This is a genomic window from Bifidobacteriaceae bacterium, assembly GCA_031281585.1.
Taxonomy (GTDB): domain Bacteria; phylum Actinomycetota; class Actinomycetes; order Actinomycetales; family WQXJ01; genus JAIRTF01.
The window spans coordinates 12891-31393 of the sequence record JAITFE010000086.1 but is presented as its reverse complement, the minus strand read 5'-3'; the positions used below and the strand labels follow the sequence as shown (position 1 = coordinate 31393).

Annotated in this window: 14 protein-coding genes; 10 read left to right on the top strand and 4 right to left on the bottom strand. The window is 67.9% G+C overall.

What is annotated here, in order from left to right; all coding sequences use genetic code 11:
- Window positions 1–10: 10 nt before the first annotated feature.
- Window positions 11–3550: a relaxase domain-containing protein gene (locus tag LBC97_09970; GenBank protein MDR2566358.1), complete on the bottom strand. Its 3540-nt coding sequence runs from the start codon at window positions 3548–3550 to the stop codon at window positions 11–13.
- A 742-nt stretch (window positions 3551–4292) separates the two neighbouring features.
- Here LBC97_09970 and LBC97_09965 point away from each other — a divergent pair.
- The 7 genes from LBC97_09965 to LBC97_09935 all read left to right on the top strand — a co-directional run bounded on the left by LBC97_09965 (window position 4293) and on the right by LBC97_09935 (window position 9710).
- Complete coding sequence (locus LBC97_09965) at window positions 4293–4781, top strand: MerR family transcriptional regulator (GenBank protein MDR2566357.1); 489 nt, start codon at window positions 4293–4295, stop codon at window positions 4779–4781.
- Between the two features lie 241 nt (window positions 4782–5022).
- Window positions 5023–5946, top strand: coding sequence for an alpha/beta hydrolase (locus LBC97_09960; protein ID MDR2566356.1), 924 nt, complete (start codon window positions 5023–5025; stop codon window positions 5944–5946).
- Window positions 5943–6971 (top strand): hypothetical protein, encoded by a 1029-nt coding sequence (locus LBC97_09955; protein MDR2566355.1) that lies wholly within the window; start codon window positions 5943–5945, stop codon window positions 6969–6971. Before LBC97_09960 ends, LBC97_09955 begins: the two co-directional genes overlap by 4 nt.
- A 112-nt stretch (window positions 6972–7083) precedes the next feature.
- Window positions 7084–7281 (top strand): hypothetical protein, encoded by a 198-nt coding sequence (locus tag LBC97_09950; protein ID MDR2566354.1) that lies wholly within the window; start codon window positions 7084–7086, stop codon window positions 7279–7281.
- 109 nt (window positions 7282–7390) lie between these two features.
- On the top strand, window positions 7391–8428 hold the full coding sequence (locus LBC97_09945; GenBank protein ID MDR2566353.1) for an alcohol dehydrogenase catalytic domain-containing protein: 1038 nt from the start codon (window positions 7391–7393) through the stop codon (window positions 8426–8428).
- Between the two features lie 14 nt (window positions 8429–8442).
- Complete coding sequence (locus tag LBC97_09940) at window positions 8443–8823, top strand: aldo/keto reductase (GenBank protein ID MDR2566352.1); 381 nt, start codon at window positions 8443–8445, stop codon at window positions 8821–8823.
- Between the two features lie 41 nt (window positions 8824–8864).
- The gene (locus tag LBC97_09935; protein MDR2566351.1) at window positions 8865–9710 is read left to right on the top strand and encodes an SDR family NAD(P)-dependent oxidoreductase; all 846 of its coding nucleotides are present in this window, start codon (window positions 8865–8867) and stop codon (window positions 9708–9710) included.
- A gap of 15 nt (window positions 9711–9725) precedes the next feature.
- On the opposite strand, the gene LBC97_09930 is transcribed toward LBC97_09935, so the two are convergent.
- Window positions 9726–11225: an MFS transporter gene (locus LBC97_09930; GenBank protein MDR2566350.1), complete on the bottom strand. Its 1500-nt coding sequence runs from the start codon at window positions 11223–11225 to the stop codon at window positions 9726–9728.
- A 55-nt stretch (window positions 11226–11280) separates the two neighbouring features.
- Here LBC97_09930 and LBC97_09925 point away from each other — a divergent pair, with 55 nt between their 5' ends.
- The 3 genes from LBC97_09925 (at window position 11281) to LBC97_09915 (ending at window position 13614) form a co-directional block, all read left to right on the top strand.
- Window positions 11281–11829, top strand: a complete 549-nt coding sequence (locus LBC97_09925) for a TetR/AcrR family transcriptional regulator (protein MDR2566349.1) — start codon at window positions 11281–11283, stop codon at window positions 11827–11829.
- 387 nt (window positions 11830–12216) lie between these two features.
- The gene (locus LBC97_09920; protein ID MDR2566348.1) at window positions 12217–13089 is read left to right on the top strand and encodes an aldo/keto reductase; all 873 of its coding nucleotides are present in this window, start codon (window positions 12217–12219) and stop codon (window positions 13087–13089) included.
- Between the two features lie 66 nt (window positions 13090–13155).
- Window positions 13156–13614 (top strand): hypothetical protein, encoded by a 459-nt coding sequence (locus LBC97_09915; protein ID MDR2566347.1) that lies wholly within the window; start codon window positions 13156–13158, stop codon window positions 13612–13614.
- Window positions 13615–13879: 265 nt separating this feature from the next.
- Here the strand turns inward: LBC97_09915 and LBC97_09910 are convergent, their stop codons facing one another.
- Both LBC97_09910 and LBC97_09905 read right to left on the bottom strand, forming a co-directional pair.
- Window positions 13880–17149 carry a hypothetical protein gene (locus tag LBC97_09910; GenBank protein MDR2566346.1) on the bottom strand — a complete coding sequence of 1090 codons (3270 nt, stop codon included), beginning with the start codon at window positions 17147–17149 and terminating at the stop codon, window positions 13880–13882.
- Window positions 17150–17429: 280 nt separating this feature from the next.
- Entirely contained in the window at window positions 17430–18464 is a 1035-nt protein-coding gene (locus LBC97_09905; GenBank protein ID MDR2566345.1) for a LacI family DNA-binding transcriptional regulator, read from the bottom strand.
- Window positions 18465–18503 lie beyond the last annotated feature (39 nt).

The following is an 18503-nucleotide window of genomic DNA, read 5'->3' as shown; positions in this document are numbered from 1 at the left end:
GGACAGCGGTTCAGAGGCTCAGCTGCTCCATCGTCGAGACCGGATTCCCATGAGGTGTTCGTGGAGGCGGGGTGTGTCGACCTGCCGTCGCCCGAACCCGCGCGGCGTCCTCGGCCTGCCTGGCGGTAGACGGCGACCCTAGCGCGTCAGATCCTTCAACCTGGTAACGGTCGCGATAAGCGGCAACGGCCAAGGCGGTTTCCGCCCATCGCCGCGCGCCGAGCGGATCGGTCGGTTGGGAACCAAGACCCATCGCCCAAGCCTCGCCTGTCTGAATTGCCCGCCGTACCACCTCGGAAGCCCGGTTTCGAAGAGCGGCCTCACGTTCGACAAGTGCCTGGGTGAACACAGGCGAGATGCTCGCGGTCGGCTTGCGGATGAGGCCAAAGACCCACTGCTGAGGCCGCGGTCGGAGGCGCCGGTCGGCCTGCGCGTGCTCGCTGTGGCGGGTGAAGCGCTCGTGGAGGACGGAGGCGATGTCGCTGGCCCCGGCCATGGATCGGGCGGCGACCAATTTCGGGAGGGCCGTGTCGGGGTCGAGGCCGTTTGCCTCGGCGCGGCCCAGTTCGGCGCACAGCGCGCCGAACGCCTCGGAGGCGAGCACCTGCTCGACCTGCGTCTGGTCGAGGCCGCAGTCGGCCACGAGGGCCGCCCACCGGTCGCGTTCGGCTGCGGCCAGCAGTGTCTCGTATTCGGCGCAGATCTGGGTAGCGTTGCCCCATTCCTCGGCTTCGGCGGCGATGGCCTGGTGGGCCGAGAGTTCCGCGCCGGAGTTCCGCAGCACTCCGCACAGGACGGCGCGGGCGTCGGCGTCTGGGTTGTCGGACGGGTGCGGCAGATCGTGGGTCTGGTCGGGCTTGTCGACGGCGACGTAGGCGAGATTGGCGTAGCGGCCACGGGTCATCGCCACGTACAAGTTCTCCCTGGTCGTGGACGGTGTGACGACAGTGTGGCAGCGGTCGACGGTGACGCCTTGGGCGCGGTGCGCGGTCACCGCGTAACCCAGGTCGAGGTGCTCGGCGGCGTAGGCGGCGGGCAGGATCACGGTGGCCTGGTTGAGCCTGCCTGCGCGGCGCAGGGTGACCGCCCCGTCGCTGTGGGTCTTCACGACCGTCCAGCGGTCCCCGTTCCTCACCCACCCGGTCTTCCCGGCGACAAGATGGCGGTCGTTGCGGCGGGTGATCACGACGTCGCCCGCTGATGTCAGGGAGCCGTCGTGGAGCGTGACGTGCTCGTCGGGGTCGACCAGTCCGGCGAGAATGCGCTCGTGGCGGGCGCGCTGGTTCATCTCACGAACAGTCTCGTGGGAGTCGGCCACCAGAAGCGCGGCGAGCCCTTCTCGGGCGTCGTCGCGCCAGGCGAGGTAGGCGGCCTCGGTGACGTCATCATGGTCGCCTTCTGTGACGCGCCCGTGCTGGAGGTAGGCGTCGATGACGTTGGCGCGTCCGTGGCGCAGACCGAGGGAGGCTGGTTTCTCCCACTCGGAGCGGAACCGGTGGATGTCGGTCAGCTCGGGGGCGTCGTGCCGGTCGGCGACGAGCATGGTGAACGCGCCGCCCGCGTCCACGGCCTGCAGTTGCGCGTAGTCGCCGACCAGCAGCACTTTCGCTCCGGCCTGGGCGGCCAGGGCGGTGATCCGGTCGAGGGTGAACGTGCCTGCCAGGCTGGCCTCGTCGCAGATGACCAGTTGCCCCGGTTGGAAGTCGCGTCCGAGGTGGTCGTGTTCGGCGAGCCAGCGGGCGGTGTTCTCGCAGGCGATGCCGAGGTCTTCGGCCAGCACGGCGGCGGCGGTCGCCGACGGGGCTAGGCCGACCACGGAGCCGCCGCCGTGCTCGGCCTCCCACGCGGCCCGCAGCCGTGACAGGGCTGTCGTCTTGCCCGCCCCGGCGGGGCCGACCAGCACATCCACGACCCGGCCCGACGTAGCTATCGAGGTGAGCGCCGCCGCCTGGTCCGGGCCGAGCAGACGGCCCCGCCCGTCCGGGGTGTCCACCAGGCCGGCGACCGTGTCCGGCGCCACGGTCGGCGCGGTGAGCGTGCGGCCCAGGTCGAGCAGGCGGTCCTCGGCGTCGAGCAGTGCCTGCGAGGAGTAGAGGGTCATGTGCTTGGGCCGGAACCGGCTCGACCCGTCCGGGCGTTGGAACTCGGCGGGCGCGGACAGTTCGGCTGGGGTGAGCCGCAGCGACCGGTCTTCGGCGGCGTCCACGATCAGCGCTACCACCGCCTCCCGGTCCTGGGCCGTGGCGAACCGCCAGCCCATCGTCTGCCGAGACGCCTCCGCGTGGAGGTTCCACCGCCGCCACGTCGACCGCTTCTCACCGACGACCTGCACGACCGACTCGCCGAGGTGTGCGACCACGTCGAGCGGGACGTCGTCGGCCCGCAGGACCACCGCCTCGCCGTCCTCGACGACCTGCCGCGCCCATTCGGTGGCGTCCCCGCCGATCAGGGCGGCAGCCCTCTGCCGCCATTCGGCGGTCAGGTCGGCCAGCGATCTGATCTGCTTGTCGGGGCGGGTGGCCAGCGCGGCCTGCTCCCGCAGTTTGATGATCATCCGCCTCGACGGCTGGCGGCCATGCGAGGCCCGGTACTCGGCCACCCTGCGGGCGGCCTCCGCGTCGATGTCGCCGGACCTGGAGGAAAACTCCTTGATCAAGTCTTCGCCGACGCCCTCGATCTCCCAGGCCGGGTTGTGGTTCCGGCCCCGGTCGCGCTGGTCCCAGCCGACGCCGAGGACGCGGGCGAGCCGGTCGGCCAAGACCGCGTTGTAGTGCTCGCTCAACGTGACCACGGCGGCGTGCATCGGACGGGAGTCGACCGACCGCCACCTGCCGTCGAAGACAGAGGCGACCTTGTTGCTGATCACACAGTGCGTGTGGAGTTGAGGATCGCCAGCGCGGGAGTCGTAGTGGTCGAACGCGGTCGCCAGCACCCCGGTCACGTCGACTTGGACGACGCCGGCGCCACGCCCTGAGATGCCCGAACGGGTGCAGACGACCTCGCGCTCCATGAAGTCGATCACGTCGGCGACGCTGTCATGATGGGCCTGGGCGATGAGTGCCTGCGTCCCGGCGTCGCTGACGCCCCACAAGACGCTGACGCTCTTCGGGACGCTGAACGTGTAGTCGAACCCGGCGACCGTGCGCCGCTCGCCCCGCTCGCGTTCCTCGGTCTCGATCAGTTCGACCTGGGCTGCGCGCTCAGCGTCGGTGAGTGTTTCGGGGAGCCGGTCGACGCGGTTGGCGATGCGCCGCTCGCGGGTCTGGAACTTGTAGTACGCCTGGCCGAGCGTCTCACCAGTCACCGGGTGGATGCCCTGGCCGATGAGCAGTTGAAGCTGAGCCTCGGTGACCTCGTCGCCGGGTTCGATCATCCGCTCGCCGAGCGAGCGAAGCCCCGACCCGATCCACGAGCCGGGCGGGCATCCCTGCTCGGTGTAGTACCGCGTCAAAGGCGTCGAAAGATGACGCTCGCCATCCCCGGCGACGACGCTCTTGAGCAGATACTTGTAGCCTTCCCCGGCGGTCATCAACCGCATCGAAACCGTCACCTTGGCCTCCTCCATCGGCAAGGTGAGCGGGATCAACCTCGAGAAGCCAGAAGTGTGTCCGAACAGGTGGTGACAAGGGGATATAAGAGACCGGTGAGCTGCGTCAGGGGGTGTTCGATCTCAGTCTGGATGAGTTGTCACGGAACGTCAGCGCGAGTTCGAATGGTTCGCAGCCCCAGTGGGAGGCTACGTTGATGACTAGCTTCACGGCGTCGGAGAGTCCGAACGATGGAGCGGGACGACGACGCGCGGCACCCAGTGGGAATGACCGTCGCCTTCGCCCACGGAGACCGCTCGCCCGTATCGTCCACGCGGTCGGCCTCGAGCCTGATGCGGTCGTCCCAGGCTGATCGCTGGACTTTGGTCTTCGCTGATCCCCTGACGTCGTGACCATCGACGACCGTCTCGTGTGACGGTGGCACAGACCATCCGCCTGGTTCCACGGTGACGCTTCCCTAGGTTCATGCTGATGTGGAAGATCGCGTTCATGAGAGCGGTCTCGAACTCGTGAAGACCCGCCGCCGGACGTTGAGGCGTTTCGCTGAGTTGGATGTCGACTCTGGTGAACGATACGTCCTCGGCCAGGAGGCTGTCGGGGTCTCGCGGCAAGGGGCTCAGGCACGACGTGGCGCCATCCGGGCGTTGCACTCAGAACTCGGGTGCCGTCGCCCCGGACCATTTTGGCGGGCGACTGGCCGTGTCGTCTTGACTTCGAGCGCTTGAGGTTTTCTAGCCTTGGCACATGGCCTTGAGCACAGTGGACGGTCCCGTGCCTGCTCGGCGTCGCGGGGACGGGTACGCGATCCGGGATGTGGCGCGGGTGACGCGGTTGTCGGAGAGCGCGTTGCGGTATTACGAGTCGATTGGGTTGACGCCCGCCGTGGCTCGGGATCAGTCCAGCGGGCACCGGGTGTACAGCCAGGATGATCTGGACCTGGCTGACGCGGTGGCGTGCCTGAGCAGCACCGGTATGCCGATCGAGGACATGCGCGCGTATCTGGGCAACCGAGGCCAAGGCGCCCAGGGTGCGGAACGGCAGATCGAGTTGCTTCTAACGCAGCGGGGTCGTCTGGACGCCGAGGCGAGAGCGTTGGCGGTGCGGCGGGAGTATGTGGAGTTGAAGATCGCCTACTGGCGCGCGGTGGCGGCGGGGGACGACGCCGAGGTCGCCCGGCTCGGCGCGGAGGCGAGGGCGTTGGCCGGTGGGGTCAAGGAGTCGGGGAGCCTGTGATGGAGAAGATGACCGCGGGACGAGACGCTCTTGGCGGGTTCGCGCCGAAGTTCGCCGAGTTGAACGATGACGTGCTGTTCGGCCAGGCGTGTGAGAGTGCGTTGGAGTTGCGTTGTCCGGGAGCCTGACCACCGGCGGGGCGGTGAAACGGTCGCGTCGGGGGCCGGCGTGGCTGGTCGGCGCCGTCCTGGTCGCCGGGTGTGGGTCGCCGCCGTCCGTCCCTGTGGTTTCGGAGCCGCCGGTGTCGGCGAGCGCTGCGCCAGGACCGAGCGAGGGAGGCTTTGAGCGCGTGGACGCCGACTGGTCGATGGCGGCGACGATCAACCATCCCGCCTTCCCGGGGTTCGGGCAGTTCTTGTTTCCGACGGGGCGGGACCTGCCGGACCCCTCGTTGACGCTGCGGGACACCGACACCCTGCTGCCGTACCACTCCCACGTCGAAGTTGGCACGACCGTGGACGTGGTCAACTCGCTGATCGGCGAGGTCGAGCGAGGGCGGACGGTGTTCTACGACATCTACACGCCCGAGCAGAAGGCCGCCGACCCGAGCAAGCAGGACACGGGATTGTTCTTCTTCGCCGGCGAGCCGGGAGCGCCGTTCGCCATCGTCAGCGCTGGCGGCGGGTTCTCGTATGTGGGGTCGATCCACGAGAGCCTGCCCCACGCGTTGGAGTTGAGCCGCCGCAGCTACAACGCCTTCGCGTTGCAGTACCGGACGGGCGGCGCGCAGGCCGCCTGCGAGGACTTGGCCGCCGCGATCTCGTTCGTGTTCGCCCACGCCGACGAGTTGGGGGTCGCCACCGACGGCTATTCGCTGTGGGGCGGTTCTGCGGGCGCGCGCATGGCGGCCTATCTCGGGTCGTACGGGCCTGACGCGTACGGCGGCGACGGCCTGCCGCGCCCGGCCGCTGTGGTCATGCAGTACACCGGGCACACCGACCACACCCGGCAAGATCCGGCAACCTACGCCGTCGTCGGCGAGGACGACGGCATCGCCGACTGGCGGACCATGCAGTCGCGAATCGACAATCTAACCGCCGCTGGTATCGACACCGAGTTCCACCACTACGCCAACCTCGGCCACGGCTTCGGCCTGGGCGCCGGCACGACCGCCGAAGGCTGGATCGAGGACGCGGTGGCTTTTTGGGAAGGGCACCAACCATGAGAAGTGACAGCGCGAGGATTATCGCCGGGGCGGGTCTTGCAGCTGTCCTGGCCGCGAGCGTGTTGGGCGGATGCACTCCCGCGCCGAGGCCGGGACCGGGCACGTCTCAGCCCGCTCCGGTCAGCGGCGCTGGCGCGGCGACAGAGCCTTGGATTCCAGCCGAGTTGGAGACGGTCCCAGACGCCTACTTCACGCCCGCCGCCGAGCAGGGCAGCCTGGTGGAGTTGTCCTACGACACGTTCGAGTCGATGACCTACGAGCAGAAGACCCAGCCGCTGCGCAAACGGGCCATCGTCTACCTGCCGCCCGGCTACAGCGAGGACCGCGAGTACAACGTGTTCTACCTGATGCACGGCGGCTGGGGCAACGAGACCACCACGCTCGGCACCCCGGCCAGCCCCGGCCCCCTCAAGAACGTCATCGACCACGCGATCGCCGACGGGGCCGTCCAGCCGCTGATCGTCGTCTGCCCGACCTACAACAACACCAGCCCCGAAGACTCCGCGAGCTTCTCCCTGGCCCTCCAGCTGAACCAGAACTACCACCGCGAACTGTTGGGCGACCTGCTCCCAGCGGTGGAGGGCACCTACTCGACCCACGCCGAGGCCACGACCCCGGAAGGCCTGGCCGCGTCCCGCGACCACCGGGGATTCGGCGGGTTCTCGATGGGTTCGGTGGCGACCTGGCGGACCTTCCAGCACGCGCTCGGCTACTTCCGGTACTTCCTGCCGATGAGTTGCGGCACGTCCCTGGACGACGGGGGCATCTTCGCCGCCGCCGAAGGCCGCCAGCCTGGCGACTACTTTGTGTGGGTTATCACCGGCACCGAAGACTTCGCGTATCCCTACGACGAGCGCCGGGTCGAACTCATGCGCGCCTCGCCGCACTTCACCGAATCAGACACCGAGGCGGGCGGGAACTTCGCCTACCGGGTCAAAGACGGCTACGCCCACGACGGACGGGCCGCCATGGAATACACCTACAATGGGCTGCTCCGCCTCTGGAGCCACCCAGCCGAGGAGTGACCATGAAAGCTGCTGTCGTCACCAAGTTCGGCCAGAACCCCCGCTACGCCGACGTGCCCGACCCGACCGCTCATCGGTCGCCGGTCTCGAATCGTCCATCCCGGCCGCAGCGTTGCGGGCGGTCAACTTGCGGCTGATCGGCTCGGGCCAGGGCTCAGTTGAGCCCCGCGCCTACCGCGCCGAGTTGCAAGCCCTCGCCGACGCGATCCTGAGCGGCGTCTTCGACGTCCCTGTGCGCCGTGTTCGGCTGAGCGAGGTGGAGTCGGCTTGGTCCGCGAGCGGCGGCGGACGCATCGTAATCGTCCCGTGACCGGCGATTCCGGCCGTTTGACTTCAAGCGCTTGAAGTTTTCTAGGCTCGTGTGAAAGGGCGGGTCGGGGCAGCCAGGTGGCCGCCGGTCCGGCCCGAGGAAGGCAATCATGCTGGCGACATTCATGTACGGCCCTGGCGACGTCCGGGTCGAGCAGACCGACGATCCGGTCGTTCTGGAGCCGACCGACGCGGTCGTGCGGATCACGCTCGCGTGTGTGTGCGGCTCTGATCTGCACGCCTATCACGGTCGGGGCACGCGTCCCGGCGTGGCGCGGATGGGCCACGAGTTCCTCGGCGTGGTCGAGGAGACCGGCGCGGACGTGCGGGGCGTGGCGAAGGGCGACTTGGTGGTGGCCCCGTTCGTGTGGGCGGACAACACCTGTAATTTCTGCCGGGAGGGGTTGCAGACGTCCTGCCGCCACGGCGGCAGTTGGGGCACGGGCGATGTCGGCGGGGCGCAGGCCGAGGCGGTGCGCGTCCCGCAGGCGGACGGCACGCTGGTCAAGCTCCCCGTGGACGCTGGCTCGGCGTTGCTGCCGGACCTGTTAACCCTGTCGGACGTGATGTGCACCGGGTATCACGCGGCGGTCAAGGGCGGGGTCGGGCCGGGGAAGACGGTCGCGGTCGTCGGCGACGGCGCGGTCGAATTGTGCGCGGTGTTGTCGTCGCGGCTGCTGGGCGCGGAGCGGATCATCCTCATGGGCCGCCACCAGGCCCGGACCGTTCTCGGGGTGAAGTTCGGCGCGACGGACGTGGTGGCCGAGCGCGGGCCGGATGGGATCACGGAGGTCAGGGAGTTGACCGGCGGTGACGGCGCGCATGTCGTGATCGAGGCCGTCGGCCTGTTGGACGCGTACGACCAGGCGTTCGGCCTGGTCCGGGCCGGTGGGGTCGTCTCCAGGGTCGGGGTGCCGCAGTACCAGGACGCGAACGTCGGGTTCGCGTCGATGTTCTTCCGCAACGTCACGCTGACCGGCGGCGTGGCCCCGGCCAGGGCGTACATCGAGACGCTCATGCCGAAGGTGCTCGACGGCAGCATCCACCCCGGCAAGGTCTTCGACCGCACCGTCGCGCTGTCCGGTATCGCCAGCGCCTACCAAGCCATGAACGACCGCGAGGCCCTCAAGGTGCTCGTCCGCCCCTGAGATAGGGAATCATCATGAGCCAGACCTCTGTCACGCTGAACAACGGCGTGACGATCCCCGCGCTGGGTTTCGGCGTCTTCCAGACCCCTCCCGAGCAAACCGTCGCCGCCGCGGAGGCGGCTCTCGCGTGCGGGTACCGGCTGATCGACACGGCCGCCGCGTACGGCAAGACGCCCGCCCAGATCGTGCTGCGCTGGCACCTGGACGAGGGCCGCTCCGCCGTGCCGAAATCGGTCAGGCCGGAACGGATCGCCGAGAACCTGGGCGTCTTCGACTTCGCGCTGAAGCCCGACGAGTTGGCCGCCATCGACGCCCTCGACACCGGCCTGCGCGGCGGACCCGACCCCGAACTGCTCAACACGCGCACGTTCCCGCTGACGGTCGACAACTCCTGAGCCTGCCCAAGCCCTGGCCCACACGCGAAAGGAAGCACATCATGTCAACCTGGTTCATCACCGGATGCTCCACAGGGCTGGGGCACGCCCTCGCCCAGGCGGTGCTGGACGCCGGGCACAAGGCCGCCGTCACCGCCCGCCACCCCGAGGCGCTGGCCGACATCGCCGCCGCCCATCCCGCCACCGCGCTGCCGCTGGCCTTGGACGTGACCGACCACGCCCAGATGGCCGATGCCGTGCGCCAGGCGGCCGAACGCTTCGGCGGCATTGACGTCCTGATCAACAACGCCGGACACGGGTACCGGTCCGCGATCGAGGAAGCCGACACTGCGGACGTGGACGAGTTGTTCGCCACGAACTTCTTCGGCCCGATCAACCTGATCAAACAGGTCCTGCCCGGCATGCGGCAACGCCGGTCCGGGACGATCGTCAACGTCTCCTCCATCGCGGGACGCACCTCCAACCCCGGCTCCGGCTACTATTCGGCGACCAAGTTCGCCCTGGGGGGTGCTTCGTACGCCCTGAAACAAGAGGTCGAACCGCTCGGTATCCGTGTGGTCGTGGTCGAGCCCGGCGCGTTCCGCACCGACTTCGCGGGACGCAGCCTCAAACAGTCCGCCGTCCCCATTGACGACTACGCCGTCACCGCCGGGTTGCGCCGCATCGACAACGACCACACCAGCGGGAAGCAACTGGGCGACCCGGCCCGCGCCGCCCAAGCCCTCCTCGCGCTGGCCCAACGCGACGACCTGCCCCTGCGGGTCGTCCTCGGGACCGACGCGATCCAGGTGATCGGCGCTGAGTTGGACAGGCAACGCGCCGAACTCGACGCCATGCGCGGCCTCGCCGCCAGCACCGACTTCCCCGACGGCGGCATCGGCGGCTGAGCACCCGGCAAGAAGTCAGCGTTCAGGGGGTGGCTCTTCGCCCAACAGGCCGTCCTCGTGGAGCCGCTGCCGCCGACGGCCTGGCAGGCGCGCGGCGCAGACCAACGCGACCAGCGCTGTCGCGGCCCCGGCGAGAAGGGCGGCATGGAAACCGGCCAGGCTCGGGACGGCCTCACCGGCGTAGCCGGTGGTCATGGTCGCCACGACCGCGCCGATCACGGCGGCGGCCGTGGAGGACCCGATGTTGCGGGCGACCATGTTGAACCCATTTGCGGCTCCGGTCTGCTCGACGGGCACGGCCGACATCAACAGCACGGGCACCACGCCGAAGCCCAGGCCGACGCCGACGTTGACCAGGAGGGACACGGCCAGGACGCCGACCTCAGTACGGATCAGCGGCAGCGCCGCGACGTACGACACGGCGATGACCCCGCAGGCCAACATGAGCACGCGCCGCGCGCCGATGCGCCGTTCGAGGTGGCCGGTCAGGGGCGTCACCGCGAGCATCGCCAGCCCTCCGGGCGCGTACCACAGGCTCATTGTGAGCATTGAATGTCCCAGCCCGTAGCCGGTGCCCGTCGGCAACTGGAGCACTTGGGGCAAGACCAGGAACTGCACGTACATGGCGAACGTGATGACCAGCGAGGCGACGTTCGTCCAGGCGACGGTGGGCCGTGTCAACGTCCGCAGATCAACCAGCGGGGCCGGGTGCCGCAACTCGGCCCTGACCCAGAACACGGCGGCCACGACAGTGGCGGCGAACAGGCCCAGAGTGACCGGGCTGGCCCACCCCCAGGCCGCACCCTTCGACACGGGAAGGAGCAGGCAGACCAGCGCCGCCCCGAGCAGGATCGCCCCGATCCAGTCGAAACGAAGCGGGCCGTCGGAGTGGTGCGGGCCGTCGGACGGCACCGCCGTCACCACGAGCACAAGCATGACGACAGCCAGGCCGCCGACCCCCAAGAACATGACGTTCCAGCCCCAAACCTCAGCTACGATGGCGGCGACCGGAAGGCCCAGCGAGCCGCCAACGCCGACGCTGGCGGACATGATGGCCACCGAGATGCCGAGCCGTTCGGGCGGGAGCAGATCGCGCATCAGCGAGATCCCCAACGGCACGACCCCCAGCGAAACCCCTTGGAGCCCGCGACCGACCAGCATCCACGGGAGGGATGTTGCCAGCCCGCTGATCACCAGGCCCGCGATCATGGGCACGGTTATCGTGATCACGACCCGGCGCTTGCCCAGGGCGTCGCCCAATCGTCCCGTGACCGCCATGAACACCGCCGAGACGACGGGCGTGATTGTGACCGCCCAGGCGGCGTTGTCAGCGGACGTGTGGAGGATCGGCCCGAGCGAGCCGAGGATCGGCACGACCAAGACCTGCATCGCCGACGCCACGACCGCCAACGACGCCAACGACGCCACGACCAGGCCGTACCGGGGCGGTCGGGAGGTCCTCACCGCTGCGGAGGACGACGGGACGGCCTGCGCCTCGCTCCAACGGTTCGACATAGTTACAACCGTAACATATGTGACATGTGTACGTGAATCTGAAAGGATGGGGCCTATGAAGCACGCCGACCGCGCCAGCTCGACGAGAGCCCGCATCACCGAGGCCGCCGCCCGGCTCCACGAGGCCAACCCCGGCGACGAGTTCCACGCCGTCACGATCAGCGACGTGTGCCGCGAGGCGGACATCGCCCGCCCGACGTTCTACCGCTACTTCGACTCGGTCGACGCTCTGACGGCCGCCGGTGCCGCCGAGCAGATTCTTACTCGCCTCGACGCGCGCGCCGGAGACGCTGCCGGACGCCTGCTCGACACCCTCCAGAACGACGAGATCTTGCGCCAGGCCATCATGCATGGCGGGGTCGAGACCCGGCGTGCCGCCGTGGACTCGCTGACCGAGAAGCTCGTCGAGGACTACGGGATCGCCCCTGATGATCCAGCCGCCGTCCTCCGCGCCCGCTACGCCGCCGCCGGTGTGATCGAAGTGTTCCTCACCTGGTTCTCACCCGACACCCACCCAGGAATCGACGGTGACCAGGCCGCCGACCTCGCCACCACAGCCACACGCGCCGTCCTCGGCAGGGACAAGACAAGCCGCCGAAAGTAGCCCGTACGCGGATGCCGTTGTGCCACATAAGCGGCAGGCAGCCGCGCCATCGCGGCGACGTTGCGCCTGGCCCCAGCAGGACGCGCCTATGCTTCGCCGTTGTGGATGCGTTCGACGGTTCAGGTTTGCCGGTTCGCCGCACTAACTGACCTGCGCTTGACTTCGAGCGGTTGAGGTTTCCTAGGCTGGCAGCGAGGAAAGGCGGAATCGATGAACCAGGCCGTGTTCCCAGCCAGGCAGCTAAGCCGACGCGGGTTCTTGCAGGGAGTGATGGCAGTCGGAGCGTCTGGAGCGCTGGGAATCTTGGCGGGTTGTGACGCAGCCGGGAGTTCAGAAGGCGGGGTCAAGTCGCCATCGGGGGCCGCGGCTCCGACAAGCAGGTTCGGTTTGGAGAAGGCGACTGTGGCGCTGAACGCGGGCATCGACATGCCAGTGTTGGGCATCGGCACCTACATGCTTTCGCCGGCGCAGGCCGAGGAATCGGTCTATACCGCGCTGACCAGCGGGTGCCGGTTGGTCGACACGGCCAACGCCTACATGAACGAGCGAGCTGTCGGCCGGGGCGTCAAGCGGTCCGGCGTTCCGCGAGAAGAAGTTTTCGTGTCGACCAAGCTGTGGCCCAGCGAATACGAGGACGCTGGACGCGGGATTGACGCCACGCTGGCCCGGCTGGATCTGGAGTACGTCGACCTGCTGTTCTTGCACCAGGCTTTCGGTGAGTACATCGCTGCCTACCGGGCTATGGAGGCTGCGGTGGAAGCGGGCAAGGCGCGCGCGATCGGCTTGTCCAATTTCTATGAGGACAAGTTCGACGAGGTGGTGGGCATCGCCACGATCACCCCGGCGGTCCTGCAGAACGAACGCAACCCCTACGTCCAGCAAGCCGCCATGAGGGCGCACATCGAACCCTATGGCACCCTGTTGATGGACTGGTTCCCGCTCGGAGGGCGCAGCCCCAGACAGCAGAGCCTGTTCGCGGACGGGACAATCACCGAGATCGCTGCGGCGCACCGCGCCAGCCCCGCACAGGTCATCCTGAGATGGCACCTCCAATCGGGCAGTGTCACGATGCCCGGCTCCAGCAATCCCGACCACATCGTTGAGAACATCACGATATCCGGCCTCGAATTGACGGACGCGGAGATGGGCCAACTGGACGCGCTGGACGCCGACGAGTTGTCCTTCGACTTCCGGAACATGGACGGCGGGGCGGGCTTCGGTTCCTTCGACGCCCCGATGGACTTCGACGCCCAAGAGTAGCGCGGCGCTCGGTCCGCGCGCGATTGACCGAATCCGAGTACGAATAGTCACTATGCGACCAGGGCGGTGAGCTTGCCGCCCTGTCACGACACGGGCATGGGGTCGGGGAGCAGACGATGCTGCCGGATCTGCGGGGGCGCGCTGCGCCGGGGGATGCTGGTGCTCGCGGACCGGGGGTTCTTCTCGTTCGGCCTGTGGGCGGCCGCCGCTGCGGCCGGCGTGGCCCTGTGCTGGCGGGTGAAGAAGAACTCGATCCTGCCGGTCCTGGCCGAGCTGCCGGACGGGTCCTGCCTGTCCAGGATGTACCCGTCAAACAAGGCCCGCTGCGAAGGCGCCGGTGCGACATTCTGCGCCGCCGCCAATGCGGGCGTGCTGGAGTCCTTCATAACGGCCGCCAGCTTCCGCCAGCGCCCACCCGTTACTCCCGTGGAACTTGTTGAACGGTTCGCCAACGCCGGAGCACCGGAGTTCGCTGCTCGCATCCGCCGCAGGATTGCTCACCCCGGTCAAGCTCGCGGCGCCTGACCAGACAGAACAGCGACTCACCCAGAATTGCGGCTCTGCCTCACTTGGGGCACTTGGCGCGTCGGATCCGGGCCCCGCACCGCCGGCGCCATAGCTGGCCGGACTGGGGCGCCCTTGCCATAGCCACGGACCCTCGCAGGAGGAAAGAACCAGCGCCGGAGGAACAGACCCGAGACCGAGCCACGGCATCAGTCGCCAAGCCCTTGTTTCGGGATCCCGACGGCCGGGCGAAGGCTAGGCTTCGCCCGGCCGCAAGCGGACACGATCAGATGACGCTCCCGGCCGCTTTTCGGCGGTGCTCGGCTGCCACCAGCGCAGTGCCGACCGCAATCAGCAGAAAGACTCCGACCAGCCCGGCACCGGCGTTGAAGCCAGTCACAGCCAATCCCTCGCCCTTCTGCGCAGTGACTTCGAATGAGACTTCGGCGACCCGCGAATCTCCGGCAAGTCTCACAACGTGCCTGCCGACGCTAGCGTTAACTGGAACGGTGAAGGCATAGACGACCTTCCCTTCAGAATCGGCCCGCGCCGTTCCCAGCGTCTGGCCGTCGAGGGAGACAACAACCTCCTCGCCGGGGGAGAAACCGGAGCCGTAAACCGTTTGCCGTTCCCCAGCAGCGATTGATCCCTTGTCGACTGATGCCGCAACGCTGGGGGGCGGCGTGGTCGGAGCTGGCGTGGTCGGAGGCGGCGTGGTCGGAGGCGTGTTCGCGGCCCGAATCGCGACAGTAACGCTTAACGTAGCATCGGCCGCCCGCCCATTGGACGCGGTTATGGTCAGAGTGAATTCCCCAGACACCGTGGGCACTCCGGAAAGCGCGCCGTCAGGCGAGAGCTGAAGGCCGGGGGGTAGCTCGCCTGCGGTGACGGAGACAGTGGGTGCCGGGTGACCTGTAAGAGTGAACTGGTGGGAGTAGGCCTGCCCGACCTGGCCCGCTGGTGGCGCGCCAGTTACACCGGCGGCGACGGGAAGCTGGGTCTGTGGCGTGACTGGCGAAATCGCGTTCAAGGCATCCCATACGGCGAGCAGCCGCTCATATCCGGGATACGTGTATCCCTGGTCGTTGTTCTTGCTCCATTGCTCTGGCCCGTTGAACTCGTACCCGTTCTCGGCTGTGTCCCAAATCCTGTCGGCGATGACGTCTGCGTAGGCGAGACCACGGGATTTCAGTTCCTCGTCACCCAGTCGCAAGCCCGCGCCGTAGTACGTGCTGGCGGCGAAGTAGTTGGCGCCCGCCCAGACGCCGTTGGCCTGAAAGTCGCCGAACAGCGCCGAGGTGATGGGGAAGCCGGGCTGGCCAATGGGGACTTCCAAATTGGATGCGCCGATTGGGTCGCCTGCGCTGTTGGTGTTGTTTCCGAACACGGCTTTGACGCTGGCGAGGTGAGCGCGGTAGTGGCCGGGGTCGACAACGTCCGGCAAGCCGACCTGCTCGGCGACGTGCTGGGCGAAGAACGAACTCAGCAGCACCGCGCTGCCAGTGCCATCGGGGTACTCGGTGTAGCGATACCATTCATTCTCCGAGTCCCAGAAGACCCGCTCGAACTCGTCACGCGCCAGACGCGCGTCCTCGCGCCATTCCGCGAGCACGGCGTCGCTCTCCCCGAGCGAGGTGCCTGAGGCTATCGCACATTCCAGCGCCAGGATGTAGAGAGAGGAATTGTATTCGTCGCGCCCTCTGGTTTCGATGGCGTTGTAGGTGTTGGGCATTGACATGTCGGCGTAGCTGGTGCTGCCGGCCTTGGCCAGCGGCAGGTTGGTTCCAGGAGCGATGGTGTCCTGCAGGTAAGCGAGTTGGCGCTTCATCGCCGGGTACACGTATCGCAGGAAGTCCTGGTCGCGGTGGACTTGCGAGTAGGCGTACATGCGGAATATCCGGTTGGTGAGGTCGTCGAGGAACCAGTTGGTGCCGGGGACCGCGTCCGCGAAGGCTTCCCGGGTGATGTACGGGTTGGCTATCTTCGGGTCGTCGGGATTCCGGCTCGCCGTGAACATGACGGCGTCTGCCACCGCCACGAGGCGGTCGCGTTCGATGGACGGCACGAACAGGTTGTAGGCAAGGTAGCCGTATGCTCCCACGTCGGAGCCCATGGTCGGGTTGCTTCCCGCTGCGGCGTCTGGCTGGTAGAAGACATGCGTGTTCGGGCGGTGGGAGCCAGCCCTGCCCACCGAGTCGGACGACCGAACCAAGCCGTTCGCCCAAAGGGTGTTCTTGAACGGCAGCTGGTATAGCTGGTTCAATGCAGCGTTCCGTAGGAGCGCGGGATACGCGTCGTTGGTGGCGACTGGCTCCCACCAATCCAGCACCGCCCGCAGGTTCTCGTCCTTGAAGGCTAGGGCGTCCGTCGCAATGTTGCGCGACTGGTTGAAGGGGTAGCTCCCCGTGACGTATTCGTTGTAACGGCCGGCGACGGCGTTCGACTCGTCCGTGGTCTTGGCCCCGTAGAACTCGGTGTAGCGCCGCATCCACACGGTGGCGCTGTTGTCGTAGGTGACTTGAGGGAAGTCCCACGTCAAGACGAATGGGATAACGGTGGCCTCACCGGGTTGCAGAGTTGCGGACACCGCGATGGCCGATGCCGTGTTGCTCGAATCCAGCGCGCCTCCGGGCAGCGCTCCGCCGGCGGTGAAAGGAGCGTACACGTCGGCGCCGTCGCCATTCGCGTTCCACGACGTGACGTAGGTGACGTTTTGACCAGGAGCAGGCTTGGCGGCGATGGTCCATTCTGATTTGTAGGCGTCCGGAGTGTTGCCTGCGTCGTTGGCGGCCATTGTGATTCCGGTTATGCCGCGGGCGCCATCCACGAACTGCGTGTTAACCAGGCCGGCGCGCACGGTGGCGGGGGTGCCTCCCTGGTAGGGGGCGGCGTTCGGCATGGTGAACATCGTCGAGACCTCGGCCACTTCGTCTGTGCTGTTGGAGATCGAAAGGTCGAAGTAGGCCACGGGAAGTGACGTCAATTCGTCTTGGTCGGCGGCGAAGGGCGAGTAGAAGCGCAGCGCGACGTCCGTCTCGAAGGGCCCGTAGTCGATCCATCCGAACGGGTATAGCGCCGAATAGGTGCCGTCACCGGCACCCAGCAGGTTCCAGGCGGCCAGCGGGTCGCCCCAGCTTCGCCGCGCGGATGCGTTGTCTGGTCCTTCGGTTGCCAGAGTGGTGGTCCGCGCGGCAGATCCGCCCACCGCCTCGCGGTAGTGGAAGGCCGCCTGCGGCAGGATCCAGTTCTGCCATCCGTCCCCGTTCTGCTGGCCCCCGAAGGCCCAGGGGCCGAATGTCCCAGCCTGGTTGATCATGAATGACCCCGCGCCGACGCCCCCGAGTGGAATTCCCAGCCCTGCGACAGATTGCGGCCCGTACCCTGCTCCGCCGGCCGCCCCCTGGGCTATCTCCCCCAGCGGGCGAGTCAGCGCCGCATCCGGAACATCGAAAGCCGCAGGCGATGCCCCAGCGGTAGTTGGCGCGGCCGAAGCGCCCTCTGCGCCAGCTAGGGCGCCGACTGAGAGCGCCGCCACGAGCGCGCCGGCCACCGCCATGGCGCCGGCGCGCCGCGTTCTCCCTCGCGCGGAGCGCGTGCGGCGCGGAGGTTGCTTGTTCGTTCGGTTGTTCATGTGGACCCTCCACTTGTTTGCTGGTTTGGGCGGGCGCTGCCCGCCGGGGTTTCGCAGCCCTTGCGGTGGGGACGGCAGAGTCCGTTCGGATCGGCTTCGGTCCAGGCGTGTCCACGTCGTCAGCGACCGCAAGAGTTGCGCATTCTGCCGTGATCTAACGCTACATATACCGCGAATTTGCGCGGTGTCAACCGTTCCTGGGCTATTACATCGTCGCGGCGGGAGCGGTCGAGGCCCGGACGATCAGCTCCGTAGCCAATTCAACGTGCTGGGAATCGAGCACTTCTCCCCGAGCCAGGCGTAGCAGCGTTCGCACCGCGACCGCCCCCATTTCCTCAAGCGGTTGCCGCACCGCAGTCAGAGGCGGAGTCGACATGGCGGCCAAGATGGTCGAGTCGTAACCAACCACCGACAACCGCTCGGGCACGGCGGCTCCGGCCTGTCGTGCGGCTTCCAACACCCCGAGGGCTTGCGTGTCGGAGGAGGCAAAGATCGCGGTGGGGGGCTCCGGCTGCGCCAGGAGCGCCAGACCTTCCCGCAAGCCGTCCTCGTACGTGAAGTCCGCACTGCGAATGGCCATCGGGTCGATTGGGCTGCCTGCCTGCTCGAAAGCGGCGCGGAAGCCGTGGATGCGGGCCGTGGAGCCCATGACCGCCTCCGGGCCTTGGATGACCCCGACTCGGCGGTGGCCCAGCCCTAGAAGGTGCTCGCCTGCGGCGAAGCCGCCCTGGAAGTTGGTGGCTCCGACCGACGGCACGCCGGGATCCCGCAGGTTGACCGGGTCGATCATCACGACCGGCAGCCTGGTCGCCGCGGCGTCGATGATGAGGTCCGGGGGGAGATCTGACGCCACCACGAGCAGGCCGATCCGGCCGGCTCGCGCCAGCGACTGGAGCCAGGGCCGGCCGGGCCGAAGGGGCTCTCGTGATTCGACGAGCGCCGATTCGACCACGACCTCCGTCTCTGCGTCGTGGGCGGCCCGGTAGGCTCCGCGGAGCACTTCGAGGGTGTAGTTGCTGACCAAGTCGCCGGACAGGAACTCCAGCATTTGGCTGGTGTCCCGTGATCGCCTGGCCCCGGGAGCCACGTACCCGAGTCGGCTGATGGCGTCATTGACCGCCCGCCGGGTGGCCGCCGACACGTCGGGGCGCCCATTGACAACTTTGGAAACCGTTCCGGCGGAGACTCCAGTCGCGCGCGCGATGTCGCCCAGGGTGGGCCGCCGGCCAACCGGTGGCATTGGTCCTCCTCTCGTCTGGGCGCGGTCGCCGCGCGAGCC